Origin of the sequence: Pseudomonas gessardii (assembly GCF_001983165.1) — a bacterium.
In the GTDB taxonomy this organism is placed as follows: Bacteria; Pseudomonadota; Gammaproteobacteria; order Pseudomonadales; family Pseudomonadaceae; genus Aquipseudomonas; species Aquipseudomonas gessardii.
The window spans coordinates 148,879-174,138 of record NZ_MNPU01000002.1; the positions used below are offsets into that span (position 1 = coordinate 148,879).

Below are 25,260 nucleotides of genomic sequence, written 5' to 3' on the forward strand. Positions count from 1 at the left end.
CAACGCGGGCACTTGCAGCTTCAAGTGTGCAGCTTTCGGCTGTTTTTACTGATCATCAAAATAACGCTCGTGCCAATCCACCAACGGCTGTGGCGAGTTGAGCTTCTGCCCGTAGATCACCGAATAAGACAGCACGTTCTGCACATACTGGCGGGTTTCGTCGAACGGGATGCTTTCCACCCACACGTCGAAACTCAGGTGATCGGCGCCGCGCAGCCATTGGCGTACGCGGCCGGGTCCGGCGTTGTAGGCGGCGGAGGCGAGCACGCGGTTGCCGTTGAACTGGCTGTGCACCTGGCTCAGGTAGGCGGCGCCGAGCTGGATGTTCTTGTCCGGGTCCAGCACCTGCTGCGGTGACGCCAGCGGGATGCTGAACTTACGCGCGGTTTCCTTGGCGGTGGCGGGCATCAGTTGCATCAGGCCGCTGGCACCGACGCCGGAACGGGCGTCATCCATAAAGGCGCTTTCCTGGCGGGTGATAGCAAACACCCAGCTCGAATGCAGGCCACGGACCTTGGCTTCACGCACCAGCGTATCGCGGTGGGCCATGGGGAAGCGGATGTCCAGGTCGTCCCAGTACTTGGCCTGGCTGATGGTGCGGATCGCCGGGAAGTACCACTTCATGTCGTAGGCGAGCTTGGCCTGGGCGACCATTTCGTCACGGTTGAAGTGGCGGCTGACGTGATACCACTCACGGCGGCCGTCGACGATCTGGCCACGGGCATAAAACTCCAGGGCGCGGCGCACACCCGGGGTGTTGCGCACCTTGTTGACCAGGGCGTGGCTCATGACCAGAGGCTGGTTATTCAACTGATACGGGGCCTGGGAGCGATCCGCCGCGAGGAAGCCATAGAAGTCCCGTTCCCGTGCCAGGCCCTTGTACAGCACCAGCGCTTGCGGGTTCTTCGGCTCGGCCAGCTCCAGGGCGCGGGCCTGCCAGTAGCGCCAGCGATTGGTGGTGGCCAGGTCCTGGGGCAGCTTGCGGGTCAACTGGTAGGCATCTTCCCAGCGGGCCAGGCGCAGCAACAGGCGCAGGCGCCATTCGGAGACGGTGTTGTCACGCAGTTCCGGGTCGTATTTGCTCATCACGTCCAGGGCGCGGGGGTCGTAGCGGCGCGCCAGGGTCAGGCCGATTTCCCGGGCGATGGACACTTTTTCGCCGCGCGAGAAGTGCATGCTGCTGGCATACCCATCCAGCAGGGCCATGGCTTGTTCCGGGTCCTGGCGCGCCAGGCGGCGCAGGCCCAGGCCGACGGCGTCGGCCATGGCTTCGGTGGCCGGCAGGAAGCGCGATGGGTCACTGAGCAGGGTGGGTTTTTGCGCCACGTCCACCATCAGGCGGCCCTGGGCGCCCAGGGTCGGCAAGGTTTTCACCAGGCTGTTGGCCAGCGGGTAGTTACGGGCTTCGGCGGCCAGCTTGGCGCGGTCCCAGATTTTCTGTTCGGTCAATTGCCCGGCGGCGGCCCACTGGCCAAAGGTGGCATCACAGGCGGCCGGCTGGGATTTGCCGGTCATCCACAGGGCTTCGGCGGTCTTGTAGCCTTCGGCCTTGAGGTTGTGGCTCAGTTGGTACTGGCCGTGGAGGCAGTCCAGTTCGGTGAAGTTGAGCTTGGCGTCGTAGTACTTTTCAAAGGTCTGCCAATCGCCACGCTCGGCCAGCCAGCGCAACCAGCGCAGTTTCATCCAGTTGGCCTGGGGCAGGTCGCCATGCTTGGCCAGGAACTGTTCGATTTCCTGGTTGCTCGCAGTCTTCAGGCGGGCGGTCAGTTCGTCGTAGGCCAGGTACGGCGTCAGCGGGTAATCGGCCAGGGCCTGGCGGTATTGCATATAGGGGCCGGTGTCACCCTTGGCCAGGGCGCGCTTGGCCTGGTCGTAATATTGGCGTTGGGTGGTCAGGTCCACGGCCTGGGCGGTCTGAACGGCAGTGGAGGAAAGAAGCAGGCAAGATAAAAAGCTGAAAAGGCGACTGCGCATGAGACGTCCGTGCAAAGAAATCAGGACTAGTGCCGGCGCCGCCGACACTGATTGCTCCTAGCTTAGCCTTTTGCCTACAGCCGGTGAAAGCTTTGCAGGGCGCTTCGCTGAAGTTCTCAAGAAATGTCCTACAGAACGTGTCGGGCATGAAAATGCCGGCCGCTTCACCCCCCAACTCAGGTAGAATGCGCGCCCAGTTTTTGGAGAAGCGTATGACCCTGCTCAAATTCAGCGATGTGTCCCTTGCTTTCGGCGCTATGCCGTTGTTGGACAAGGTGTCCTGGCAGATCGCCCGTGGTGAGCGGGTGTGCATCATCGGCCGCAACGGCACCGGCAAGTCCAGCATGATGAAGCTGGTAAAAGGCGACCAGAAGCCCGATGACGGCTCCGTGTGGCGCGCCCCGGGCCTGAAGATCGGCGAATTGCCGCAAGAATTGCCGGTGGCCGACGAACGGACCGTGTTCGACGTGGTTGCCGAAGGCCTCGATGGCGTGGGCGAACTGCTTGCCCAATACCATCACCTGGCGCAGAACTGCGTCACCGAGGAAGACCTGGACAAACTGATGCACGTCCAGCAAGACCTCGAAGCCCGTGATGGCTGGCGCTTGCAGCAACTGGTCGACAGCACCCTGAGCCGCCTGCAACTGCCGGCCGACAAGACCCTGGCCCAATTGTCCGGTGGCTGGCGTCGCCGCGTGCTGCTGGCCCAGGCCCTGGTATCCGAACCGGACCTGCTGCTGCTCGACGAACCGACCAACCACCTGGATATCGGCGCGATTGCCTGGCTGGAAGAAGCCCTCAAGGACTTCCAGGGCGCCGTGCTGTTTATCACGCACGACCGTTCTTTCCTGCAGAACCTCGCCACGCGCATCCTCGAACTGGATCGCGGCGGCCTGATCGACTGGAATGGCGACTACGCCAGCTTCCTGGTGCACAAGGAAGCCAGCCTGGCCGCTGAAGAAACCGCCAACGCGCTGTTCGACAAGAAACTGGCCCAGGAAGAAGTCTGGATCCGCCAGGGCATCAAGGCCCGCCGCACCCGTAACGAAGGCCGCGTACGCGCCCTGAAAGCCTTGCGTGTGGAGCGCAGCGAACGTCGCGAGCGCACCGGCAAGGCCAATATCCAGCTCGATACCGCCGACAAGTCGGGCAAGCAGGTGATGGTCCTGGAGAACGTCAGCTTCCATCACCCGGACGGCCCGTTCCTGATCAAGGACTTCTCCATGGTCCTGCAGCGCGGCGACCGCATCGGCCTGCTGGGCGCCAACGGCACCGGCAAGACCACCTTGCTCAAGCTGATGCTCAGCGGCCTGCAACCGACCAGCGGCACCGTGGAAGAGGGCACGCGCATCGACGTGGCCTACTTCGACCAGTTGCGCCACCAGTTGGACCTGGAAAAGACCGTGATCGACAACGTCGCCGAAGGCCGCGACTTTATCGATATCGACGGCCAGAGCCGCCACGTGCTGAGCTACCTGGGCGACTTCCTGTTCAGCCCGCAACGTGCCCGCACGCCGGTCAAGGCCCTGTCTGGCGGTGAGCGTGCGCGCCTGCTGCTGGCCAAGCTGTTCAGCAAACCGGCCAACCTGCTGGTGCTCGACGAACCGACCAACGACCTCGACGTGGAAACCCTCGAACTGCTGGAAGAGGTCCTGTTGACCTTCAACGGCACCGTACTGATGGTCAGCCACGACCGGGCATTCCTCGACAACGTGGTCACCAGCACCCTGGTCTTTGAAGGCGAGGGCAAAGTGCGCGAATACGTCGGTGGTTACCAGGACTGGCTGCGCCAGGGCGGCTCGCCGCGCCTGCTGGGCGTGACCGAGAGCAAGTCTGGCAAGGCCGACTTGAACTCTGCGGTGGTTGCACCTGCCGCTGCCGAACCTGTTCAGGACGCTGCGCCGGCGGCCAAGAAAAAGCTCAGCTACAAGTTGCAGCGTGAGCTGGAAGCCTTGCCGGGTGATATCGACGCCAAGGAGCAGCAGATCGCTGCCGTGGAGGCCGAAATGGCTGACGCGGGTTTCTACCTGCGTCCTGCGGCGGAAACGGCCAAGGTTATCGAGTCCCTGGAGAAGCTGAACCAGGAGCTGGAAGTATTGGTTGAGCGTTGGGCCGAGCTGGATGCCTGAATGATTTCGCAGCAATAAAAAACCGGCGCTCTTACGAGCACCGGTTTTTTTATATGAAATGCACTTCAATAGGTAGGAGCTGGCTTGCCTGCGATAGCGGTATGCCAGCCACCAGATGTATCAACTGACAGACTGCTATCGCAGGCAAGCCAGCTCCTACATTTGATTTGCAGTGTTCTTACGAGCTTTTTACCAGCTTCACTGCCAGTACGTCGCACGGTGCGCCGTGCAGTACATCGTTGGCAGTGGAGCCCAGCAGCAACGCCAGGCCGTGACGGCCATGGCTGCCCACCACGATCAGGTCGCACTGTTGCTCCTTGGCCAGTTCGTGGATTTCCTGGCGCGGCTGGCCATATTTGAGGTGGTTTTGCTCTGCTTTCAACGCGGGATACTTATCGGTCAGCCGCCCCAGGCGCTCCTTGGCCTGGTCGAACTGCTGCTGTTGCAGTTGCGAAAGGTCCATCGGTACGTCGCCGCCAAAGGCCATGGCCATGGGTTCGACGATATGCACCAGGGATAGCTTGGCGCTATCGCCGGCAACGGCCATGGCGCGCTTGATCACCGGATCGCACTCTTCGGTCAGGTCCACGGCGACCAGAATATGTTCGTAAGTCATGAGGCGTTCCTCCAGGGGACTGCAATAAGTTCAGTATGGCTGCTTTCAAGCGGATGGGGTTGAGTCAGGTCAAATCCGCTCATCTAGAAATTCGGGAGTACACATATGACGGTCTGGATAGTGGTGTCAATCCTTCTCGTGGTCTTGAGCCCCCTGGCCTGGCTGCGCCCCTCGCGCCACCAGAGCGGGCGCATGGCCCTGCGCATGGAAGCGCGACGCATCGGCCTGGCCATGCAGCTGTCGCCCCAGGAATGGCCGCACTGGCTCAAGCAGGAGCCGCCCAGCCCTTGTGCGCAGTACTGTCGGCCACGGCGCGGCAGCAAACCCGCGCTGTGGGTTTACTGGCAGTTGGAGCTGGGTGTGTGGGTCAATCAATGGCAGGAAATCTGCGTTGACGAGAAGTTGTTGCCGCATTTTGCAACGCTGCCCGATAACGTCTACAAAATCGAAGCCGACGGGCAAATGATTGCCTTGTATTGGGGCGAGAAGGGCGAATTCAGTGACTTACAGGCCATCAACACCTTGCTCAAGGCCCTGGCCTGATACCTCGCCGCAATAAAAAGCCCGACATCATCATCGGGCTGGAGTTGGCCAGGCAGGCCGGTAAATTGTGCAATCCATCGCGCCGTGCATTCGCCCAGGCGTTCAAACGTGCCGCTAGCCTAGCCGGATATCTGTCGCTGTACAGGCACTTTCCAGGCTTTTTCGATTATTGATTCTGTGAATACCTGCGCATTGATTCGTCTTGGCGGTTCTGAAATGACTGAAAAGTCGCGTTTTGGTGGCCCTTTCGGGCGATTGACAATTGCCAGGAATTGACTGAAGGTGGCGTACCCAAATCAAACGGGCGTATGAATTGAGTGTTTGTCTGTAAGGCATCTCATACATAATCCCGACTATCGCATTGGCGGGTGTGCCTGGCGCGTTGGCGTGAGCATTGACGACATGATCAATGCCCGACCAGGGGCCAGCGTCCGATGTGTACTGTTCAGCTTCCATATCGTGGAGATCAGTTGATGATTTACGAAGGTAAAGCCATCACGGTTAAGGCTCTTGAAAGTGGCATCGTCGAATTGAAATTCGACCTCAAGGGTGAGTCCGTCAACAAGTTCAACCGTCTAACCCTGAACGAACTGCGTCAGGCCGTAGACACCATCAAGGCTGATGCATCGATCAAGGGTGTGATCGTCTCCAGTGGCAAGGACGTGTTTATCGTCGGCGCCGACATCACCGAATTCGTCGACAACTTCAAGCTGCCCGATGCCGAGCTTGTGGCTGGCAACCTCGAAGCCAACAAGATTTTCAGCGATTTCGAAGACCTCAACGTACCGACCGTTGCCGCGATCAATGGCATCGCGCTGGGCGGCGGTCTGGAAATGTGCCTGGCCGCGGACTTCCGCGTCATGGCCTCCAGCGCGAAAATCGGCCTGCCGGAAGTCAAGCTGGGCATCTACCCGGGCTTCGGCGGTACTGTGCGCCTGCCGCGCATCATCGGTGCCGATAACGCCATCGAGTGGATTGCCGCTGGCAAGGAAAACCGTGCTGAAGACGCGCTGAAAGTGGGCGCCGTGGATGCTGTGGTTGCCCCGGAAAAACTCGCAGAAGCGGCACTGAACCTGATCAAGGGCGCCATCAGCGGCGAATTTGACTACAAGGCCAAGCGTCAGCCGAAGCTGGAAAAACTCAAGCTCAACGCCATCGAACAAATGATGTCGTTTGAAACCGCCAAGGGTTTTGTCGCCGGTCAAGCGGGTCCTAACTACCCGGCCCCGGTCGAAGCGATCAAGACCATCCAGAAAGCCGCGAACTTCGGTCGCGACAAGGCCCTGGAGATCGAAGCCGCCGGCTTCGTCAAACTGGCCAAGACCTCGGCTGCACAGAGCCTGATCGGCCTGTTCCTGAACGATCAGGAACTGAAGAAAAAGGCCAAGGCCTACGACGCCATTGCTAAAGACGTGAAACAGGCTGCCGTCCTCGGCGCCGGGATCATGGGCGGCGGTATTGCCTATCAGTCGGCGTCCAAAGGCACGCCGATCCTGATGAAAGACATCAATGAGCACGGGATCGAGCAAGGCCTGGCCGAAGCCGCCAAGCTGCTGGTAGGCCGCGTTGATAAAGGCCGCATGACCGCTGCGAAAATGGCTGAAGTGCTTAACGGCATTCGTCCTACGCTGTCCTACGGTGATTTCGGCCACGTCGACCTGGTGGTCGAAGCCGTTGTCGAGAACCCGAAGGTCAAGCAGGCGGTACTGGCTGAAGTTGAGGCCCAGGTCAAAGAAGACACGATCCTGGCGTCCAACACCTCGACCATTTCCATCACCTTGCTGGCCAAGGCCCTCAAGCGCCCGGAAAATTTCGTCGGCATGCACTTCTTCAATCCGGTGCACATGATGCCGCTGGTGGAAGTGATCCGTGGCGAGAAGTCCAGCGAGCTGGCCGTTGCCACCACCGTTGCCTACGCCAAGAAAATGGGCAAGAACCCGATCGTGGTCAACGACTGCCCGGGCTTTTTGGTCAACCGCGTGCTGTTCCCGTACTTCGGCGGTTTCGCCAAGCTGGTCAGCGCTGGCGTGGACTTTGTGCGGATCGACAAGGTCATGGAAAAATTCGGCTGGCCCATGGGCCCGGCGTACCTGATGGACGTGGTCGGTATCGACACCGGCCACCACGGTCGCGACGTTATGGCTGAAGGCTTCCCGGACCGCATGAAAGACGACCGTCGCTCGGCCATCGATGCACTCTACGAAGCCAAGCGCCTGGGCCAGAAGAATGGCAAGGGCTTCTACGCCTACGAGACCGACAAGAAGGGCAAGCAGAAGAAAGTTGCCGACCCATCGGTTCACGAAGTGCTGGCTCCCATCGTCTACGAGCAGCGTGAAGTGTCCGACGAGGACATCATCAACTGGATGATGATCGCCCTGTGCCTGGAAACCGTGCGCTGCCTGGAAGACGGCATCGTCGAAACCGCCGCCGAGGCCGATATGGGCCTGGTGTACGGCATTGGTTTCCCTCCATTCCGTGGCGGTGCGCTGCGTTACATCGACTCGATCGGTGTGGCCGAGTTCGTTGCCCTGGCTGATCAGTACGCTGATCTGGGCCCGCTGTACCACCCGACCGCGAAGCTGCGCGAGATGGCCAAGAACGGCCAGAGCTTCTTCGGTTAAGCGCCCAAACGACTAGAGCGAGAATATTTATGAGCTTGAATCCAAGAGACGTCGTGATTGTCGACTTCGGTCGTACTCCGATGGGCCGCTCCAAGGGCGGCATGCACCGCAACACCCGTGCCGAAGACATGTCGGCGCACCTGATCAGCAAACTGCTGGAACGCAACGTCAAGGTCGACCCGAACGAAGTCGAGGACGTGATCTGGGGCTGCGTCAACCAGACCCTGGAGCAGGGCTGGAACATCGCGCGCATGGCCTCCTTGATGACGCAGATCCCGCACACTGCTGCCGGCCAGACCGTCAGCCGCCTGTGTGGCTCGTCGATGAGCGCGCTGCACACAGCCGCCCAGGCGATCATGACCGGCAACGGTGATGTGTTTGTGGTCGGCGGCGTGGAGCACATGGGCCACGTCAGCATGATGCACGGCGTCGACCCCAACCCGCACATGTCGCTGTACGCGGCAAAAGCCTCGGGCATGATGGGCCTGACCGCGGAAATGCTCGGCAAGATGCACGGCATCACCCGTGAAGCCCAGGATGCATTCGGCGTGCGTTCCCACCAACTGGCCCACAAGGCCACCGTGGAAGGCAAGTTCAAGGATGAAATCATCCCGATGAACGGCTACGACGAGAACGGTTTCCTGAAACTGTTCGACTACGACGAAACCATTCGTCCAGACACCACCCTGGAAAGCCTGGCGGCCTTGAAGCCGGCGTTCAATCCAAAGGGCGGCACCGTGACAGCCGGTACGTCGTCGCAGATCACCGATGGTGCTTCGTGCATGATCGTGATGTCGGCCCAGCGTGCCCAGGACCTGGGGATCCAGCCTCTGGCAGTGATCCGTTCCATGGCCGTGGCGGGTGTGGACCCGGCGATCATGGGCTATGGTCCAGTACCGGCCACACAAAAAGCCTTGAAGCGCGCAGGTCTGAGCATCTCCGACATCGACTTCTTCGAGCTCAACGAAGCTTTCGCCGCACAGGCCCTGCCCGTGCTGAAAGATCTGAAAGTGCTCGACAAGATGAACGAGAAGGTTAACCTGCACGGCGGTGCGATCGCCCTGGGCCACCCATTCGGTTGCTCCGGTGCACGTATTTCCGGCACTTTGCTTAACGTGATGAAGCAAAATGGCGGCAACCTTGGGGTTGCAACCATGTGCATTGGTCTCGGCCAAGGCATTTCCACCGTCTTCGAACGCGTCTAAGCGTTGGGTTGACGGAAGCCGGGGCCCAGTGCCCCGGTTTTTGTTTTTTGGAATTTTTAATTTTTTTTTAACAAATTTTGTAAGAGGGCCAGAGCATGCAAGTCGAACCAGGGCTCTACCGGCATTATAAAGGTCCCGAGTACCGCGTTTTTAATGTGGCGCGGCACTCCGAGACCGAAGAAGAAGTGGTGTTCTACCAAGCGTTGTATGGCGATTACGGCTTTTGGGTACGCCCCTTGAGCATGTTCCTGGAGACCGTTGAAGTTGACGGCAAGCAGGTCCCGCGCTTTGCTTTGGTGCAGGTCGAACCCAGTCTTTTTTCAGGGCAATAACGGCAGGTTGCGCGCAATGCCGCGCTTGACCTCACTGTGTTGCCACTATATATAGCGTTGCCGCGTCAGGCGCCAACCGCCTTTCTCTTCTCGAATTCAGGAATTTTCCGATCCATGGGCAAATCGCTGGTCATTGTGGAATCCCCGGCTAAGGCCAAGACCATCAACAAGTACTTGGGCAACGAGTACGTGGTGAAGTCGAGTATCGGCCATATCCGAGACCTGCCCACCAGCGGTTCGGCTAGCGCCAGCAAGGAGCCTGCTGCCAAGCGCGGCAAGGCGGCTGCGGGCGAAGGTCCGGTGCTCTCGCCTAAAGAGAAGGCGCGCAAGCAGCTGGTCTCGCGCATGGGTGTGGACCCGGATCATGGCTGGAAGGCCAAGTACGAAATCCTTCCGGGCAAGGAAAAGGTGATCGAGGAGCTGCGCCGGCTCGCCAAGGATGCCGACACCATTTATCTGGCGACGGACTTGGACCGCGAAGGGGAAGCCATTGCCTGGCACCTGCGCGAAGCCATCGGTGGGGATGACAGCCGCTATAAACGCGTGGTGTTCAACGAGATCACCAAGAAGGCGATCCAGGAAGCCTTCTCCAAGCCGGGCGAACTGGACATTGACCGCGTCAATGCCCAGCAGGCGCGGCGCTTTCTCGACCGCGTCGTCGGCTACATGGTCTCGCCATTGCTGTGGGCCAAGATTGCCCGTGGCCTGTCCGCTGGCCGTGTGCAATCGGTAGCGGTCAAGCTGGTGGTGGAGCGTGAGCGCGAGATTCGTGCGTTCAACCCTGAAGAGTACTGGGAAGTCCACGCGGACCTCGGTACCGCCAAGGGCGCTACCGTGCGCTTTGACGTGGCCCGCGAGAAAGGCGAGGCCTTCAAGCCGCTCAACGAAGCCCAGGCCATGGCTGCGCTGGACAAGCTCAAGGCTTCCAGCTACAGCATCGTCAAGCGCGAAGACAAGCCCACCAGCAGCAAGCCGTCGGCGCCGTTCATCACGTCCACCCTGCAACAGGCCGCGAGCAACCGCCTGGGCTTTGGCGTGAAGAAGACGATGATGATGGCCCAGCGTCTGTACGAAGCGGGCTACATCACGTATATGCGTACCGACTCCACCAACCTGTCGGTGGACGCGGTGGCGATGGCGCGTACCTATATTGAAAGCGAGTTCGGCAAGAAGTACCTGCCGGAGAAGCCAAACGTCTACAGCAGCAAGGAAGGCGCACAAGAGGCTCACGAAGCGATCCGCCCCTCCGATGCCAATACCGAGCCAAGCAAGCTCACGGGCATGGAACGTGACGCTGAGCGCCTCTACGAGCTGATCTGGCGCCAGTTCCTGGCTTGCCAGATGCTGCCGGCGCAATACCTGTCCACCACCGTCACGGTGGGAGCTGGGGACTTCGAGCTGCGTGCCAAGGGCCGTATCCTCAAGTTCGACGGCTACACCCGCGTAATGCCGCAAATCGCCAAGCCGGGCGATGACGACGTGCTGCCGGATATGGCCCAGGGCGATGTGATGAAGCTGATCAAGCTTGATCCGAGCCAGCACTTCACCAAACCGCCGGCCCGTTATTCGGAAGCCAGCCTGGTCAAGGAGATGGAAAAGCGCGGGATCGGTCGTCCTTCGACCTACGCGGCGATCATCTCTACCATTCAGGACCGTGGCTACGTGGCCCTGCATAACCGTCGTTTCTATTCGGAAAAGATGGGCGATATCGTTACCGAACGTTTGTCCGAGAGCTTCTCCAACCTGATGGACTACGGCTTTACCGCCGGCATGGAAGAGAACCTCGATGACGTGGCCCAGGGCGAGCGCGACTGGAAAAACGTACTCGACGAATTCTATGGTGACTTCAAGAAAAAACTCGAAGTCGCCGAGAGCCCGGAAAACGGCATGCGCGCCAACCAGCCGGTGATGACGGATATTCCGTGCACCACCTGCGGGCGGCCGATGCAGATCCGCACCGCGTCTACCGGGGTGTTCCTGGGTTGCTCGGGCTACAGCCTGCCGCCCAAAGAGCGCTGCAAGGCCACGGTCAACCTGGTACCGGGTGATGAAATTGCTGCCGACGACGAGGGTGAATCCGAGTCGTTGGTGCTGCGTGGCAAGCACCGTTGCCCGATCTGCAGCACGGCGATGGATGCCTACCTGCTGGACGAGAAGCACAAGCTGCACATCTGCGGTAACAACCCGGATTGCAACGGCTACGAGATCGAAGAGGGCACCTACCGCATCAAGGGCTACGAAGGTCCAAGCCTGGAGTGCGACAAGTGTGGCAGCGAGATGCAACTCAAGACCGGCCGTTTCGGCAAGTTCTTCGGTTGCACCAACCCAACCTGCAAGAACACCCGCAAACTGCTGAAAAGTGGTGACGCGGCGCCGCCGAAGATGGACCCGGTGAAGATGCCCGAGCTCAAGTGCGAGAAGGTCAACGACACCTACATCCTGCGTGACGGCGCTTCGGGCCTGTTCCTGGCCGCCAGCCAGTTCCCGAAAAACCGCGAGACCCGTGCGCCCCTGGTGCTGGAAATCGTGCCGCACAAGGATGAGATCGATCCCAAGTACCACTTCCTGTGCGAAGCGCCGAAGAAGGATCCCGACGGTCGTCCGGCGGTGATCCGCTACAGCCGCAAGACCAAGGAGCAATACGTGCAGACCGAGGTGGACGGCAAGCCTACGGGCTGGAAGGCGTTCTACGACGGTGGCAAGTGGAAGGTGGAGGACAAGCGCCAGGGCGCTTGATCCCGCTCCTGCATTGAAATAAAGGCCGCCTTCACAGGCGGCCTTTTGTTTTGCGCTTGCAGTGGGCTTGTCTCATCCGTGACACTGTTCAGCCAGCATCACGTTTATGTCGTTGTGGAGACTGCCGTCATGGCCAACGAACTCTATACCCGTACCAATCAGAAAATTTACTTCGCGGGTTTGTCCCTGGAAGCCCTTGGTCGTGCCGAGGAAGGGAAGGAGATGAATGCTATTGCGCTGGTCCAGGCGGGGCGAGAGTCGGCCTTGTTCCATCTATATGGGGCTTTGCTGGGGTTGTGCCATGAAATTGCCGGATTTTATCGCCTACCCCAGGCGAATGCGCCTCGGGCCGAGGATATCCTGACCCGTGAGGTGCTCGAGTCTATGGCCATCCCCGAGTTGGCCGAACTGGTGGAAATGGCCCGCAGCCCTGACAGTTGGCTGGCCCGCTTGTTGGCTGCCCATTCGGCGCTGTTCCAGCCGCCGCGTGTGCCGCACAAGCCCAAGGGCGATGTGACCCAGCCGTTGATCGTTGCGGTTAGCCTGGAAGAAGAAGGGCCGGAGCCGCTGAGCCGGGCTGAGTTGGAGAGCTGGCGCCAGGAGCTGAAGAAGCTGGCGATCCGCTTTCGGGATGGCTTGAACGAGTGCTGATCGGCAGGACAATGTAGGTGCCGGCTTGCCGATGATAACAATTGATCAAGCAATGCCAAGTTGACTGCCAGAGCGCTATCGCTGGCAAGCCAACGCCTACAGACCATTCATCAAGCCGTAAAGAAAGCTGTTCAGATCCTGAGCGAGGCCGCGTTGATGACTGATATAATGCCGGCCTTTCGTGGAGAACAGATTTTTATGCCAACGTCCTTTCTGGAAATTGTTGAATTGCCCGACGGCCGAATCGAGCTGCGCAGGGCTGAGGACGAGGGTTCTCTGGTGACTTTGGACTTTTCCGAAGACGCCAAGGCGTTCCTGCAAGGCCAGCACGTGGAAGTGGCAAAAGCCATGTTGAGCGTAGGTGTGCAGATGGCGGGGCGTCTGGCTGAAGGCGAACCAGAGAAAGACGACGGTCCACGGGTTCTTCACTGAGCCCGTTTGTCGTTTTAAGATTCAAATACTCAATCGGCTTCTTGGTTCTGTAGAAGCCTTGTGTCCATCGCAGGCACTGACCTGACGTCAGGCTGCAATCGGACGACCTGCAGTGCTCCCGATAACGCGTTGCGCGTCAGTCTCGGGCTTATCCCAATCGAATATTCAAGCTTTGTGCATCGCCCGTGCGCGCTGCGCTGATCAACTGCTGCTTGGCCGAAGCACCCAGCGGGTTCAGCCAACTGACGACGGTGTGGCTACGCCCCAGGCGCAATGCCTCGCAGGTCAGTTGCTGAGCGCTCTGGGTGCCGCGTGGTTGCAACAGCAGGATACGCTCGCGGTTCAGGCCCGCATCGCGTAACCAGGCCTGGGTCAGGCTGGCGGGTGGGGCGATCAGGGTCAGCCAGCGGGCGTCCTGCTCCTCGCTCAATTCGCGCAGGATCGGCGCCAGCAGGCTCAGGCAGTTCCCGGCAGCGCCGCGCAACGACAATTCACTGAATACCTCAGGTTCAGCGGGGGCGGTCCATGGGGACTCCACCGCCTCGCTGAGGAGGGGGGCAAGTGGCTGGGCCAAAAAGGCCTCAAACAGCGGCAGTTGTGTGTGTTGTTGCGCGTGTGGGAACTGCATGATGCCTCCGTTAGCGGCGAATAACGCCGACACTCAAGCCTTCGATCACCAGGTCCTGATCCTTCAGGTTGACTTCAATCGGCGAAAACTCGGGGTTTTCTGCCAGCAGCCAGACTTTGCTGCCTTCGCGCTTGAAGCGCTTGACCGTCACTTCGTCGCCAATGCGGGCCACGACGATCTGGCCGTTGCGCGCTTCGCGGGTGGTGTGCACGGCCAGCAGGTCACCGTCGAAGATGCCCACGTCCTTCATGCTCATGCCATGGACCCGCAACAGGTAGTCGGCGCGAGGGTGGAAGAAGGTCGGGTTGATATTGCAGGATTCCTCGACGTGCTGTTGTGCCAGAATCGGCGCACCGGCAGCGACCCGGCCAATGATCGGCAGCGTCGATTCGTCGGCCTTGGCTTCAAAGCCGGGAATACGAATGCCACGGGATGCACCCGGGGTCATTTCGATCGCGCCCTTGCGAGCAAGGGCCTTCAGGTGTTCTTCGGCAGCATTGGGGGATTTGAACCCCAGCTCCAGGGCGATTTCTGCCCGGGTCGGCGGATAGCCGTTGTCGTCGAGGCAGCGCTTGATAAAAGCGAGAATCTCAGCTTGGCGTGGCGTCAGTTTTAGCATGTTGATCGCTCTGTCTTTTTATACAGTGACTGGGATTATATACAGTGAACTGCGCTTGGCAATCATCGTTTTTGCCGACTCCGCCGGACGGTCATCTGTCGGCCCTTGCAAAGCCTGGAGACAGCGCTGCCTACAGGTTGTTGAAGATGTGATTAAATAGGTGCGAATCGGGTGACTGCCCGGCCGGAAAACGGACCTGCAGGCTTGACATTGCACAAGGTGAAACGTATGTTTCAAACAAGTGTTTGTCAGGCGGAGTAGCCATGGCCCAGTCGGAAACCGTTGAACGCATTCTCGATGCTGCCGAGCAGTTGTTCGCGGAAAAAGGATTTGCTGAAACTTCATTGCGGCTGATCACCAGCAAGGCCGGGGTCAACCTGGCGGCAGTGAACTATCATTTCGGCTCGAAAAAAGCCCTGATCCAGGCGGTGTTCTCACGCTTTCTGGGGCCGTTCTGCGTTAGCCTCGACCGTGAGCTGGAGCGACGCCAGGCCAAGCCCGACAACAAGCCGAGCCTGGAAGACCTGCTGGAAATCCTCGTCGAGCAAGCCCTGGTGGTACAGCCGCGCAGCGGCAACGACCTGTCGATTTTCATGCGCCTCTTGGGCCTGGCCTTCAGTCAGAGCCAGGGCCACTTGCGCCGTTACCTCGAAGACATGTACGGCAAGGTATTCCGTCGCTACATGTTGCTGGTCAACGAAGCCGCCCCGCGTATTCCCCCCATCGAATTGTTCTGGCGCGTGCACTTCATGCTCGGTGCCGCGGCGTTCAGCATGTCCGGGATCAAGGCCTTGCGCGCCATTGCCGAAACCGATTTCGGCGTCAACACCTCCATTGAGCAGGTGATGCGCCTGATGGTGCCGTTCCTGGCGGCCGGCATGCGCGCGGAAAGCGGGGTTACCGACGCGGCCATGGCGGCCGCCCAACTGCGCCCGCGCAGCAAGTCCGTCCCCGTGGCCGCCAAGGTTTAACCGCTGGCGTCTGGGCGCAACTGCTTGCATCCGCTAAGCTAGCCGCCCATGCCGATTTCAACTCGTTACCCGCACCCCACCGCCTTGCCCGGCTCGACCAGGCGAGGTGGTGGCGCGCGCGCGTCATTCAAGGAAAATTTATGACTGCTGCCCTGCAAGGCTCTTTGATGGTGGACGTCGCCGGCACCTGGCTGACGGCTGAAGATCGCCACTTGTTGCGCCAGCCTGAAGTGGGTGGCCTGATCATTTTTGCGCGCAATATCGAGCATCCGCGCCAGGTGCGGGAATTGAGCGCCGCCATTCGTGCGGTGCGCCCGGACCTGTTGCTGGCCGTTGACCAGGAAGGCGGTCGGGTCCAGCGCCTGCGCCAGGGGTTTGTCCGCCTGCCGGCCATGCGGGCGCTGGCGGACAATGCCAATGCCGAATACCTGGCCGAGCAGTGCGGCTGGGTCATGGCCACGGAAGTGCTGGCGGTTGGCCTGGACCTGAGCTTCGCCCCGGTGCTGGACCTCGACTACCAGCGCAGCGCAGTGGTGGGCACACGCTCGTTCGAGGGCGATCCCGAGCGCGCCGCGCTGTTGGCCGGCGCCTTTATCCGGGGCATGAACAGCGCCGGCATGGCCGCCACCGGCAAACACTTCCCGGGTCACGGTTGGGCCGAGGCAGATTCCCACGTCGCCATTCCCAATGATGAGCGCAGCCTGGAACAGATTCGTGCTCATGACCTGGTGCCGTTCGCGCGCCTGAGCAAGCACTTGGCCGCCGTCATGCCGGCCCATGTCATTTACCCGCAGGTGGATAACCAGCCGGCCGGCTTCTCGCGCCGTTGGCTGCAGGACATCCTGCGCGGCGAACTGCAGTTCGACGGGGTGATTTTCAGTGATGACCTGTCCATGGCCGGTGCCCATGTGGTGGGGGACGCGGCGAGCCGGATCGAGGCTGCTTTAAGTGCTGGCTGCGACATGGGCCTGGTGTGCAATGACCGCGCGGCCGCCGAGCTGGCCCTGAGTGCCGCCCAGCGCATGAAGGTCACGCCGTCGGCCCGCATTGCCCGGATGCGTGGGCCGGCGATGGCGTCGACTGACTATAAGCAGGACCCGCGTTGGCTGGCGGCGCTCGGTGCGCTTCGCGATGCTCAGTTGATCGAATAAGGCTGAGGCGCGTCTATCGCAGGCAAGCCAGCTCCCACATTTTGAATGTATTCACAGCGCAAAATGTGGGCGCTTGCCTGCGATAGCGACCTAACGGTCAACGCTTCTCTTGCTTATTGGGCAGTGGCGCAAACAGCGCCTCGATCTCCTCGTTGCCCAGCTTCCAGTCGCCCGTGGTACGACCCTCCAGTACGCCCGCCGCCAGGTCTGATTTTTCCTGCTGCAAGGCCTGGATTTTCTCTTCTACGGTGCCGCGGGCAATCATCTTGTACACAAACACCGGCTTCTCCTGGCCAATGCGGTACGCACGGTCGGTGGCCTGGTTTTCCGTGGCCGGGTTCCACCAGGGGTCGTAGTGGATCACGGTGTCGGCTTCGGTCAGGTTAAGCCCCACGCCACCGGCCTTGAGGCTGATCAGGAAGATTTGCAGCTTGCCGCTCTGGAAGTCCCTGACCGGCGCGCGCCGATCGCGGGTCTGGCCGGTCAGCAAGGCATAGGCGACCCCGCGTTTTTTCAGCTCGATTTCAATCAGGCTGAGCATCGAAGTGAACTGCGAGAACAGCAAAATCCTGCGTCCTTCGGCAAACAGTTCGTCGAGCATCTCCATCAGGCTGTCGAGCTTGCCGGAGCTGCTGCCGCGCGTGGGCAGGGTGGCATCGTTGACCAGGCGCAGGTCGCAGCAGACCTGGCGCAGCTTGAGCAGCGCTTCCAGAATGATGATCTGGCTACGAGCCACGCCCTTGCGGGTGATCTCGTCGCGCACCTTTTTGTCCATGGCCAGGCGCATGGTTTCGTACACATCGCGCTGGGCTTCGTTGAGATCGACCCAGTGGATGATCTCAGTCTTGGGCGGCAATTCAGTCGCCACCTGCTCCTTGGTGCGGCGCAGCAGGAACGGCTTGATCCGACCGTTGAGGTGTTGCAATCGCACGTCGCTGCCGCGTTTTTCGATGGGCACGCGGTAATCACGGTTGAAGCTTTTTACATCGCCCAGCCAGCCCGGCAGCAGGAAGTGGAACAACGACCACAGCTCGCCCAGGTGGTTTTCCAGGGGCGTGCCGCTCAGGCACAGGCGCTGGCGTGCATTCAGCTCGCGGGCGGCCTGGGCGGCCTTGCTGGTGGGGTTCTTGATGTATTGGGCTTCGTCGAGAATCAAAACATGCAGCGGCTGCGCGGCCAGTTGCTCGATGTCTTTGGGCAGCAGGGCGTAGGTGGTCAGCAGCAGGTCGTAATCGTGCAACTGGGCGAAGTGCTTCTTGCGCCCGGCACCGTACAGCGCCAGCACCTTGAGCTGCGGGGTGAAGTGCGCGGCTTCGTCGAGCCAGTTGGGGATCAGGCTGGTGGGCATCACCACCATGCATGGCCGGTCCAGGCGCCCGGCGATTTTTTCGCTGAGAATATGCGCCAGGGTCTGCAGGGTTTTGCCCAGGCCCATGTCGTCCGCGAGAATCCCGCCCACTTCCAGTTGGCGCAGGGACTGCATCCAGCTCAGGCCTTCGAGCTGGTAGGGGCGCAACGTGGCGTTCAGGCCTTCGGGGGCGGTGCAGGTGAAGTCCTTGATGTCGCGCAGGCGCTGGGCAAAGCTGCGGATCTGCTCGCCACCTTCCCATTGCAGGGGCAGGTCTTCCAGCGGGTTGAGGCGAATGGCGTCGGCCTTGGCCAGGCGCAAGACGGTGGTGCCGGGCTCTTGCAGGTAGAACTCGCCGAGGGTCGCCAGCACCGGTTTGAGCCGGCCATAGGGCAGGGCGACTTGCAGCGGGCCGTGGCCGCCATTGGGCAGGCCGGGGATGTTCACCAGGATCAGTTCGTCGTCGCGGCGGCGCGCGAGCTTTTCCGGGTTGAGGATTTCGGTGTGGGAGCGCATCAGGTTCAACAGGATCGGCAGCAGGCTCAGGCGTTCGCCATTGACGATAATCCCCAGCTCCAGGTCGAACCAATCGCGCTCCGGCACTTCATCGACGCTGGCGTACCAGTCATCGACCGGGCTCAGGTCGAAGCCGAAATCCTCATCGATCTGCAACTCCCAGCCCTCGGCACGCAAGGTCGGTGAGGCATTGAGGGTGAAGTTCAGCCAGGCGCTGTCATTGACCATCTCAAATAGCTCGCCGGCGCTTTCCGGCAAGGCCTTGCTCTGGCGGGTGGCGATCTTGAAGCCCATCAGGCGCAGTTGCTCGCGAAACCCTTGCTCGACCTCGGGGTGACGCTTGATCCGCAGGCTCTGGGTCTCCTGGCGCACCATGATATCGGCGTTTTTCTGGCCGCTGACGTAGTTGCCCAGGTAGTTGAACGACAGCGCCGCCCGGTGCTGGATATAGCGCTGCATCTTGCCGTTGCGCGGCTCAAAGGCGCTGAACTCGATACTGGCCAGCCACAGCCGGGGAATCGGCTGCACATCCTCAAGCATCACTTGCGGCAGGACCACGCGGTTATCCAGCACGGCCTGCAGCTTTTCCAGCAGCTCGGCATCCTTGGCCGCCGCCGGGTAGGCCAGGGTTTCCTGGACTTGCAGCAGCACCGCCGCGATATGTTTGCAATTGGTGTGCACCGGGCAGGTGCAACGGCTGTCCACCAGGATCAGGGCGCCCTTGGCTGATTCGCGCAGGGAGATGGTCTGGCGATACACATTGCCGCCCGAGCCTTCGCAGCTTGCGATAATGGTGCTGTCGCCGGACTCGACAATCCGCACGCGGTTTTCCAGGGCGTAGCGCCGGCCGCGCTCCAGGCTTTGTTCCTTGAAACGGTTGGCCCAGGAAGGGGCCAGGGGCTTGGTCAGCGGCGACGGCAGGGACATGGCGCTGGATCAGTCTGCCAGGCCGGGCGGCGGTGCGCTCGGTGGCTTGGCGGTGAGGGAGGTGATCTTGATCAGCAAGGCCAGGTGGCCGCCATCGAGGTAGTTGAGCTGGTTGTTCTTGGTGCGCACGTCCGGCTGGCTCAGGTGTTCGCTGGCAATCACGCTACCGTTGTTGTCGAACTGGTTGAGCCAGAAGCTCGCATCAATGCTGGTGAAGCGCCCCAGTTTCAGCTCCAGGGTGCCCTGGATCGGGTACTGGCCGAACTGTTCCTGGCCGTCGGTGATTTTCACCTTCACCGGCTGTTCGCCCAGGGTCTGTTCCCAGGCCTTGTGCAGCAGCACAGTGTAGTCGCCGCTGGCCTGGAGTTTGTCGACGATGTTGTTCAGGCGCGGCGGGCTGATTTTTTCGCCCCCCTGGCGGGGTAGGCCGGCATCCCAGTTTTCCGGGGCCGGCCGGCTGTTGACCGGCGGCTCCGCATTCTGGCGGATCAGGATCATTTCCACCTGGTAGAGGCTGTCGGCAAACGCCGAAGGTGCGACTACTACCCACAACAGGCTCAGGATACGAAGCAGGCGCATGGGATGTCCTTCAAGCAGATTTCGGGATAAGGCGCTCAAACAACGCCTCCAATGTATTAAAGCGTTCTTCGGCACGTTCCATCGGCACCATGAACTTGAACAGCGTGGCACCTTCGAATTTGTAACGGTTGGGCTGGCCCTGGATCAACTTGATCAGTACCAACGGGTCCACCGGCGTCTGCGCTTCAAACTCGATACGCCCGCCCTGGGGGCCGGCATCGACCTTCTTGATGCCCAATTGCTCGGCCTGCAACTTGAGCAGGGTCAGGCGCACCAGGTTCTTGGTCGGTTCCGGCAGCAGGCCGAAGCGGTCGATCATCTCCACTTGCAGGTCCTTGAGGCCTTCTTCGTCGGTGGCCGAGGCGATGCGCTTGTACAGGATCAGCCGGGCATGCACATCCGGCAGATAGTCCTCGGGAATCAATGCCGGCAGGCGCAGGTTGATTTCCGGGCCGCCGCCCAGGGGTTGGTCGAGGTTCGGTTGCTCGCCTTTGCGGATGGCCTTCACCGCCCGCTCCAGCATCTCCATATACAGGGTAAAGCCCACGGCCTGGATCTGCCCGCTCTGGCCGTCGCCCAGCAGTTCGCCGGCGCCACGGATTTCCAGGTCGTTGGTGGCCAGCACAAAGCCCGCGCCCAGGTCCTGGGTGTTGGCGATGGCTTCCAGGCGCTTTTCGGCATCGCCGGTAATTTGCTGGCGCGGTGGCGTTAGCAGGTAGGCATAGGCCTGGTGGTGACTGCGGCCGACCCGGCCACGCAACTGGTGCAGTTGCGCCAGGCCGAACTTGTCGGCGCGCTCGATGATAATGGTGTTGGCGCTCGGCACGTCGATGCCGGTCTCGATGATGGTCGAGGCGATCAGCACGTTGAAGCGCTTGTGGTAGAAGTCGCTCATCACCTGTTCGAGTTCGCGCTCGCGCATCTGCCCGTGGCCGATGCCGATCCGCGCTTCCGGCACCAGTTCGGCGAGGTCGGCGGCGCATTTCTCGATGGTTTTCACATCGTTGTGCAGGTAGTAGACCTGGCCGCCGCGCAGTAATTCGCGCAACAGGGCTTCCTTGATCGTGCTTTTGTTCTGCTCCATGACGAAGGTGCGCACCGACAAGCGTCGCGCCGGCGGCGTGGCGATGATCGACAGGTCGCGCATGCCCGACACCGCCATGTTCAGCGTGCGCGGGATCGGCGTGGCGGTCAGGGTCAGGATATCGACCTCGCTACGCAGGGCCTTGAGTTGCTCCTTCTGGCGCACGCCAAAGCGGTGCTCTTCGTCGATGATCACCAGGCCCAGGTTCTTGATCTTCACATCGTCCGACAGCAGCTTGTGCGTACCGATCACGATATCGATCTTGCCTTCGGCCAAGTCGGCGACGGCTGCGTTGACTTCCTTGGCCGACTTGAAGCGGCTCATTACCTCCACGGTCACCGGCCAATCGGCGAAGCGATCGCGAAAGCTGTTGTAGTGCTGCTGGGCGAGCAGGGTGGTCGGCACCAGGATTGCCACCTGGCGGCCGCCATGCACCGCGATAAACGCGGCGCGCATCGCCACTTCTGTCTTGCCGAAGCCCACATCGCCACACACCAGGCGGTCCATGGGCTTGGGCGCGAGCATATCGGCGCGCACGGCGTCGATGGTGGTTTGCTGGTCCGGGGTTTCTTCAAAGGCGAAGCCGGCGCTGAAGGTGGCGTAGTCGGCCTTCGGGTCGGCGAACGCATACCCTTCGCGGGCTGCGCGGCGGGCATAGATGTCCAGCAGTTCGGCGGCCACGTCGCGCACCTGTTCGGCGGCCTTGCGCTTGGCTTTCTGCCAGGTCTCGGAGCCCAGGCGGTGCAACGGCGCCAGGGCGTCGTCGCTGCCGGTGTAGCGGGCGATCAGGTGCAGGCTGGCCACCGGCACGTAGAGCTTGGCGCCCTCGGCGTATTCCATGGTGAGGAATTCGGCGGCCTGGTTGTCGATCTCCAGGGTCTGCAGGCCCAGGTAGCGCCCCACACCGTGGTCGATATGCACCACCGGCGCGCCTTCGCGCAGTTCGGTGAGGTTCTTGATCACCGCGTCGTTGTTGGCATCGGCGCGTTTTTCCCGGCGCCTGCGTTGCATCACGCGTTGGCCGAACAGCGGGCTCTCGGCAATCAGCGCCAGGGCTGGATCATCCAGTTGCAGGCCTTCGTTGAGCGGGGCAATGGTGATCGCCAGGCGATCCTTGCCAGCCACGAAGTCTGGCCAGCTGTCGACGGTTTTTGGCCGCAGCTTCAGGCGTTCCAGCAACTCCAGCAGCACTTCGCGGCGCCCGGCGGATTCGGCGGTAAACAGCACGCGACCGGGGAAGTCGCCGAGGAAGTCGGACAACGCTTGCAGCGGCTGGCTGGCCTTGGCCTCGATGGCCAGGTTCGGCAGGGTCTGGGCCGGGAAGCGTTCGCGACCGACGCCGGCTTCCACATCTTGCTGGCTGGCAACCACGCGCGGCCAGTTCTTGAGGCGGGCGAAGCAGTCTTCTACCGGCAGGAACAGCTCGGCAGGCGGCAATAACGGCCGGGATGGATCGACGCGGCGCTCTTCATAGCGGTTGCGTACGTCGTTCCAGAAGTTTTCCGCTGCCTGCTCGATGCCCGGCAACGAGAACACCTGGGTGTCCTGGGGCAGGTAGTCGAACAGGGTCGAGGTTTCGTCGAAGAACAGTGGCAGGTAGTACTCGATACCGGCGGGGGTGATCCCGCTGCTCAAGTCCTGGAAGATCGGGCAGCGGCGGAAGTCCACGTCAAAACGTTCGCGAAAGCGCGCCTTGAAGCGCGTGACCGCGTCTTTTTGCAGGGGGAACTCCCGGGCCGGCAGCAGTTTGATCGACTGCACCTTGTCGATGGAGCGCTGGTTTTCCGGGTCGAAGGTGCGCAGGGTCTCGATTTCGTCATCGAACAGGTCGATGCGGTAGGGTAGTTTGCTGCCCATCGGGAACAGGTCGATCAGCGCGCCGCGCACGGCGAACTCACCATGCTCGTACACCGTATCAACGCAGCGGTAGCCGCTGGCTTCCAGGCGCGTGCGCATTTGCTCCACGTCGAGCTTCTGGCCGATATCCAGCACCAGGCTGCTGCCCAGCAGGAACTTGGTCGGCGCCAGGCGGTGCAGGGCCGTGGTGATCGGCACCACCAGCACGCCGTGGGCCAGTTCCGGCAAGCGGTACAGGCTGGCGATGCGCTGGGAGATGATGTCCTGGTGCGGCGAGAACAAGTCGTAGGGCAGGGTTTCCCAGTCCGGGAAATGCAGCACCGGCAAATCGGGGGCGAAGAAGCTCAGCTCCTGCTCCAGCCGCTCGGCGCTTTGGCTGTCGGCGGTCAATAGCAGGGTAAAGCGCTTGGCTGCACTGGCAGCCTCGGCAATGGCCAGGCTCAGGGCGGCACCGGGCAGGTTGCCCCAATGCTGTTTACCTGCCTCGGCAGGGAGTAGCGGTAGACGCAGGACGGGCACGGAAGGTTGAGCTCCAGCGTTGCGACAAAGTCGGTAATTGTAACGGCCTGGAGTGCCGCCTGTCAGTTGCTGACTGTGCCTAATACGGTTTGTAGGAAATGTAGTGGCTAAGACAAACAATGCGCGGTTTTGACTCGGTATGTAGTGCAAAAATGTACATATGTTTCGGAGGGTTACGGATAAGTCGCCAGGGCCTTTCCCCAAGGGGTGCGCTGGAAGCCGCGTATTTACTGGGCTGCGCCGCGGCAAAAATTATGTGCAAGGGCTTTTGTTGCGTGACGCGCATTGCTCAGGGGGCGGCCGGGCGGCATAATGTAGCCCCTTTTTTCAGCCCCTACATGTGGAAGGTTCCCGTGACTCAGAAGCCCGACCAGTGTCTTGGTGAATGGATCGACCGTGAAGCACTCGCAGAAGCGATGATCCCGCTTATCGGTCAGCTGTACCGCAATAACAATGTGGTGAGCTCGATCTATGGCCGCAGCCTGATCAACCAATCAGTCATCGCGATTCTCAAGGCTCATCGCTTTGCTCGCCATCGTTCTGCCGACGATAGCGAACTCTCCGTCCACGAAACATTCCCTCTGCTTAAAGCCATGAGCGAGCTCAAGCTCGGCGCGGCCTCGGTAGACCTGGGCAAGTTGGCGTTCAAGTTCCGCGCCCAAGGCAATGGCCGCAGCGCCGAGCAGTTCGTGCGTGAAGAACTGGCCGACGTGGTTGGCCAGCAAAACGCCGCATCCCGCAAAGGCACCGACGTGGTGCTGTACGGCTTCGGTCGTATCGGCCGCCTGCTGGCACGCATCCTGATCGAAAAGACCGGCGGTGGCGACGGCCTGCGCCTGCGGGCTATTGTCGTGCGCAAAGGCGCCGAGAATGACCTGACCAAGCGCGCCAGCCTCTTGCGCCGCGACTCGGTACACGGTTCGTTCAATGGCACCATCACCATCGACGAAGAAAACAACACCATCACCGCCAACGGTAACCTGATCCAGGTGATCTACGCGAAGAACCCGACCGAGGTGGATTACACCCAGTACGGCATCCAGAACGCCTTGCTGGTGGACAACACCGGCGTCTGGCGCGATGCCGACGGTCTGGGCCAGCACCTGGCCTGCCCGGGGATCGACCGCGTGGTGTTGACTGCGCCTGGTAAAGGCAAGCTGAAGAACATCGTTCACGGCATCAACCACAACGAAATCACCGCTGACGACAAGATCGTGTCTGCCGCTTCCTGCACCACCAACGCTATCGTGCCGGTGCTCAAGGCGGTGAATGACAAGTTCGGCATCATCAACGGCCACGTCGAAACCGTTCACTCGTACACCAACGACCAGAACCTGATCGACAACTTCCACAAGGGCGATCGCCGTGGCCGTAGCGCCGCGCTGAACATGGTGATCACCGAGACCGGTGCGGCCACCGCTGCTGCCAAGGCCCTGCCTGAGCTGGCCGGCAAGCTGACCGGTAACGCGATCCGTGTACCCACGCCGAACGTGTCGATGGCCATTCTCAACCTCAACCTTGAGAAAGCCGCTACCCGTGAAGAGATGAACGAGTACCTGCGCTACATGGCGCTGCACTCCGATCTGCATAAGCAAATCGACTTCGTCAACTCCCAGGAAGTGGTGTCCACCGACTTCGTTGGCTCGCGCCACGCCGGTGTGGTCGATGCTGAAGCGACCATCACCCAGGATAACCGCGTTGTACTGTACGTCTGGTACGACAACGAGTTCGGTTACAGCTGCCAGGTAGTGCGCGTGATGGAAGACATGGCTGGGGTCAACCCGCCTGCGTTTCCGCGCTAAGCATTAGCGGTAGATGAAAA

Annotated in this window: 18 protein-coding genes; 11 read left to right on the forward strand and 7 right to left on the reverse strand. The window is 61.0% G+C overall.

Annotated elements, in window-relative coordinates; all coding sequences use genetic code 11:
- Positions 1–45: 45 nt before the first annotated feature.
- Positions 46–1,974 (reverse strand): transglycosylase SLT domain-containing protein, encoded by a 1,929-nt coding sequence (locus BLL38_RS02890; protein ID WP_076961263.1) that lies wholly within the window; start codon positions 1,972–1,974, stop codon positions 46–48.
- Between the two features lie 212 nt (positions 1,975–2,186).
- Here BLL38_RS02890 and BLL38_RS02895 point away from each other — a divergent pair, with 212 nt between their 5' ends.
- Positions 2,187–4,103 (forward strand): ATP-binding cassette domain-containing protein, encoded by a 1,917-nt coding sequence (locus BLL38_RS02895; protein ID WP_076961353.1) that lies wholly within the window; start codon positions 2,187–2,189, stop codon positions 4,101–4,103.
- A gap of 178 nt (positions 4,104–4,281) precedes the next feature.
- Here BLL38_RS02895 and BLL38_RS02900 read toward each other — a convergent pair whose 3' ends face one another.
- Positions 4,282–4,719 carry a universal stress protein gene (locus BLL38_RS02900; RefSeq protein ID WP_076961264.1) on the reverse strand — a complete coding sequence of 146 codons (438 nt, stop codon included), beginning with the start codon at positions 4,717–4,719 and terminating at the stop codon, positions 4,282–4,284.
- Between the two features lie 105 nt (positions 4,720–4,824).
- Between BLL38_RS02900 and BLL38_RS02905 the strand changes: the two genes are divergently transcribed.
- From BLL38_RS02905 to BLL38_RS02935, 7 genes are all read left to right on the forward strand, one after another.
- Complete coding sequence (locus BLL38_RS02905; protein WP_076961265.1) at positions 4,825–5,262, forward strand: hypothetical protein; 438 nt, start codon at positions 4,825–4,827, stop codon at positions 5,260–5,262.
- 473 nt (positions 5,263–5,735) lie between these two features.
- Complete coding sequence (gene fadB, locus BLL38_RS02910) at positions 5,736–7,883, forward strand: fatty acid oxidation complex subunit alpha FadB (RefSeq protein ID WP_076961266.1); 2,148 nt, start codon at positions 5,736–5,738, stop codon at positions 7,881–7,883.
- Positions 7,884–7,912: 29 nt separating this feature from the next.
- Positions 7,913–9,088: an acetyl-CoA C-acyltransferase FadA gene (fadA, locus tag BLL38_RS02915; RefSeq protein WP_003172567.1), complete on the forward strand. Its 1,176-nt coding sequence runs from the start codon at positions 7,913–7,915 to the stop codon at positions 9,086–9,088.
- Positions 9,089–9,183: 95 nt separating this feature from the next.
- Positions 9,184–9,420 carry a DUF1653 domain-containing protein gene (locus tag BLL38_RS02920; protein WP_076961267.1) on the forward strand — a complete coding sequence of 79 codons (237 nt, stop codon included), beginning with the start codon at positions 9,184–9,186 and terminating at the stop codon, positions 9,418–9,420.
- A gap of 114 nt (positions 9,421–9,534) precedes the next feature.
- Positions 9,535–12,156 carry a type I DNA topoisomerase gene (gene topA, locus BLL38_RS02925; RefSeq protein WP_076961268.1) on the forward strand — a complete coding sequence of 874 codons (2,622 nt, stop codon included), beginning with the start codon at positions 9,535–9,537 and terminating at the stop codon, positions 12,154–12,156.
- A 129-nt stretch (positions 12,157–12,285) separates the two neighbouring features.
- Entirely contained in the window at positions 12,286–12,807 is a 522-nt protein-coding gene (locus BLL38_RS02930) for a DUF6586 family protein (RefSeq protein WP_076961269.1), read from the forward strand.
- A 198-nt stretch (positions 12,808–13,005) separates the two neighbouring features.
- On the forward strand, positions 13,006–13,239 hold the full coding sequence (locus tag BLL38_RS02935) for a hypothetical protein (RefSeq protein WP_026136850.1): 234 nt from the start codon (positions 13,006–13,008) through the stop codon (positions 13,237–13,239).
- A gap of 148 nt (positions 13,240–13,387) precedes the next feature.
- On the opposite strand, the gene sulA is transcribed toward BLL38_RS02935, so the two are convergent.
- Complete coding sequence (sulA, locus tag BLL38_RS02940) at positions 13,388–13,867, reverse strand: SOS-induced cell division inhibitor SulA (RefSeq protein ID WP_076961270.1); 480 nt, start codon at positions 13,865–13,867, stop codon at positions 13,388–13,390.
- Between the two features lie 10 nt (positions 13,868–13,877).
- Positions 13,878–14,486: a transcriptional repressor LexA gene (gene lexA, locus BLL38_RS02945; protein WP_029300096.1), complete on the reverse strand. Its 609-nt coding sequence runs from the start codon at positions 14,484–14,486 to the stop codon at positions 13,878–13,880.
- Between the two features lie 263 nt (positions 14,487–14,749).
- On the opposite strand from lexA, the gene BLL38_RS02950 reads away from it, so the two are divergent.
- Both BLL38_RS02950 and nagZ read left to right on the forward strand, forming a co-directional pair.
- On the forward strand, positions 14,750–15,457 hold the full coding sequence (locus BLL38_RS02950; protein WP_076961271.1) for a TetR/AcrR family transcriptional regulator: 708 nt from the start codon (positions 14,750–14,752) through the stop codon (positions 15,455–15,457).
- Between the two features lie 140 nt (positions 15,458–15,597).
- Complete coding sequence (gene nagZ, locus BLL38_RS02955) at positions 15,598–16,608, forward strand: beta-N-acetylhexosaminidase (protein WP_076961272.1); 1,011 nt, start codon at positions 15,598–15,600, stop codon at positions 16,606–16,608.
- 97 nt (positions 16,609–16,705) lie between these two features.
- Here the strand turns inward: nagZ and BLL38_RS02960 are convergent, their stop codons facing one another.
- Genes BLL38_RS02960 through mfd form a run of 3 tightly spaced genes read right to left on the reverse strand, consistent with a single transcriptional unit; the run spans position 16,706 to position 23,438 of the window.
- Entirely contained in the window at positions 16,706–19,399 is a 2,694-nt protein-coding gene (locus BLL38_RS02960; protein ID WP_076961273.1) for a DEAD/DEAH box helicase, read from the reverse strand.
- A gap of 9 nt (positions 19,400–19,408) precedes the next feature.
- On the reverse strand, positions 19,409–19,978 hold the full coding sequence (locus BLL38_RS02965) for a CsiV family protein (RefSeq protein ID WP_076961274.1): 570 nt from the start codon (positions 19,976–19,978) through the stop codon (positions 19,409–19,411).
- Between the two features lie 10 nt (positions 19,979–19,988).
- Positions 19,989–23,438, reverse strand: a complete 3,450-nt coding sequence (mfd, locus tag BLL38_RS02970) for a transcription-repair coupling factor (RefSeq protein ID WP_076961275.1) — start codon at positions 23,436–23,438, stop codon at positions 19,989–19,991.
- Positions 23,439–23,776: 338 nt separating this feature from the next.
- On the opposite strand from mfd, the gene BLL38_RS02975 reads away from it, so the two are divergent.
- Positions 23,777–25,240 carry a glyceraldehyde-3-phosphate dehydrogenase gene (locus tag BLL38_RS02975; protein ID WP_076961276.1) on the forward strand — a complete coding sequence of 488 codons (1,464 nt, stop codon included), beginning with the start codon at positions 23,777–23,779 and terminating at the stop codon, positions 25,238–25,240.
- Positions 25,241–25,260 lie beyond the last annotated feature (20 nt).

Coding starts and splice junctions, on each gene's coding strand:
- BLL38_RS02965 (WP_076961274.1), bottom strand. CDS start 19,978: ATGCGCCTGCTTCGTATCCTGAGCCTGTTGTGGGTAGTAGTCGCACCT.
- sulA (WP_076961270.1), bottom strand. CDS start 13,867: ATGCAGTTCCCACACGCGCAACAACACACACAACTGCCGCTGTTTGAG.
- lexA (WP_029300096.1), bottom strand. CDS start 14,486: ATGCTAAAACTGACGCCACGCCAAGCTGAGATTCTCGCTTTTATCAAG.
- BLL38_RS02905 (WP_076961265.1), top strand. CDS start 4,825: ATGACGGTCTGGATAGTGGTGTCAATCCTTCTCGTGGTCTTGAGCCCC.
- BLL38_RS02950 (WP_076961271.1), top strand. CDS start 14,750: ATGGCCCAGTCGGAAACCGTTGAACGCATTCTCGATGCTGCCGAGCAG.
- fadA (WP_003172567.1), top strand. CDS start 7,913: ATGAGCTTGAATCCAAGAGACGTCGTGATTGTCGACTTCGGTCGTACT.
- BLL38_RS02935 (WP_026136850.1), top strand. CDS start 13,006: ATGCCAACGTCCTTTCTGGAAATTGTTGAATTGCCCGACGGCCGAATC.
- BLL38_RS02920 (WP_076961267.1), top strand. CDS start 9,184: ATGCAAGTCGAACCAGGGCTCTACCGGCATTATAAAGGTCCCGAGTAC.
- BLL38_RS02900 (WP_076961264.1), bottom strand. CDS start 4,719: ATGACTTACGAACATATTCTGGTCGCCGTGGACCTGACCGAAGAGTGC.
- BLL38_RS02890 (WP_076961263.1), bottom strand. CDS start 1,974: ATGCGCAGTCGCCTTTTCAGCTTTTTATCTTGCCTGCTTCTTTCCTCC.
- BLL38_RS02960 (WP_076961273.1), bottom strand. CDS start 19,399: ATGTCCCTGCCGTCGCCGCTGACCAAGCCCCTGGCCCCTTCCTGGGCC.
- BLL38_RS02930 (WP_076961269.1), top strand. CDS start 12,286: ATGGCCAACGAACTCTATACCCGTACCAATCAGAAAATTTACTTCGCG.
- topA (WP_076961268.1), top strand. CDS start 9,535: ATGGGCAAATCGCTGGTCATTGTGGAATCCCCGGCTAAGGCCAAGACC.
- BLL38_RS02895 (WP_076961353.1), top strand. CDS start 2,187: ATGACCCTGCTCAAATTCAGCGATGTGTCCCTTGCTTTCGGCGCTATG.
- nagZ (WP_076961272.1), top strand. CDS start 15,598: ATGACTGCTGCCCTGCAAGGCTCTTTGATGGTGGACGTCGCCGGCACC.
- fadB (WP_076961266.1), top strand. CDS start 5,736: ATGATTTACGAAGGTAAAGCCATCACGGTTAAGGCTCTTGAAAGTGGC.
- BLL38_RS02975 (WP_076961276.1), top strand. CDS start 23,777: ATGTGGAAGGTTCCCGTGACTCAGAAGCCCGACCAGTGTCTTGGTGAA.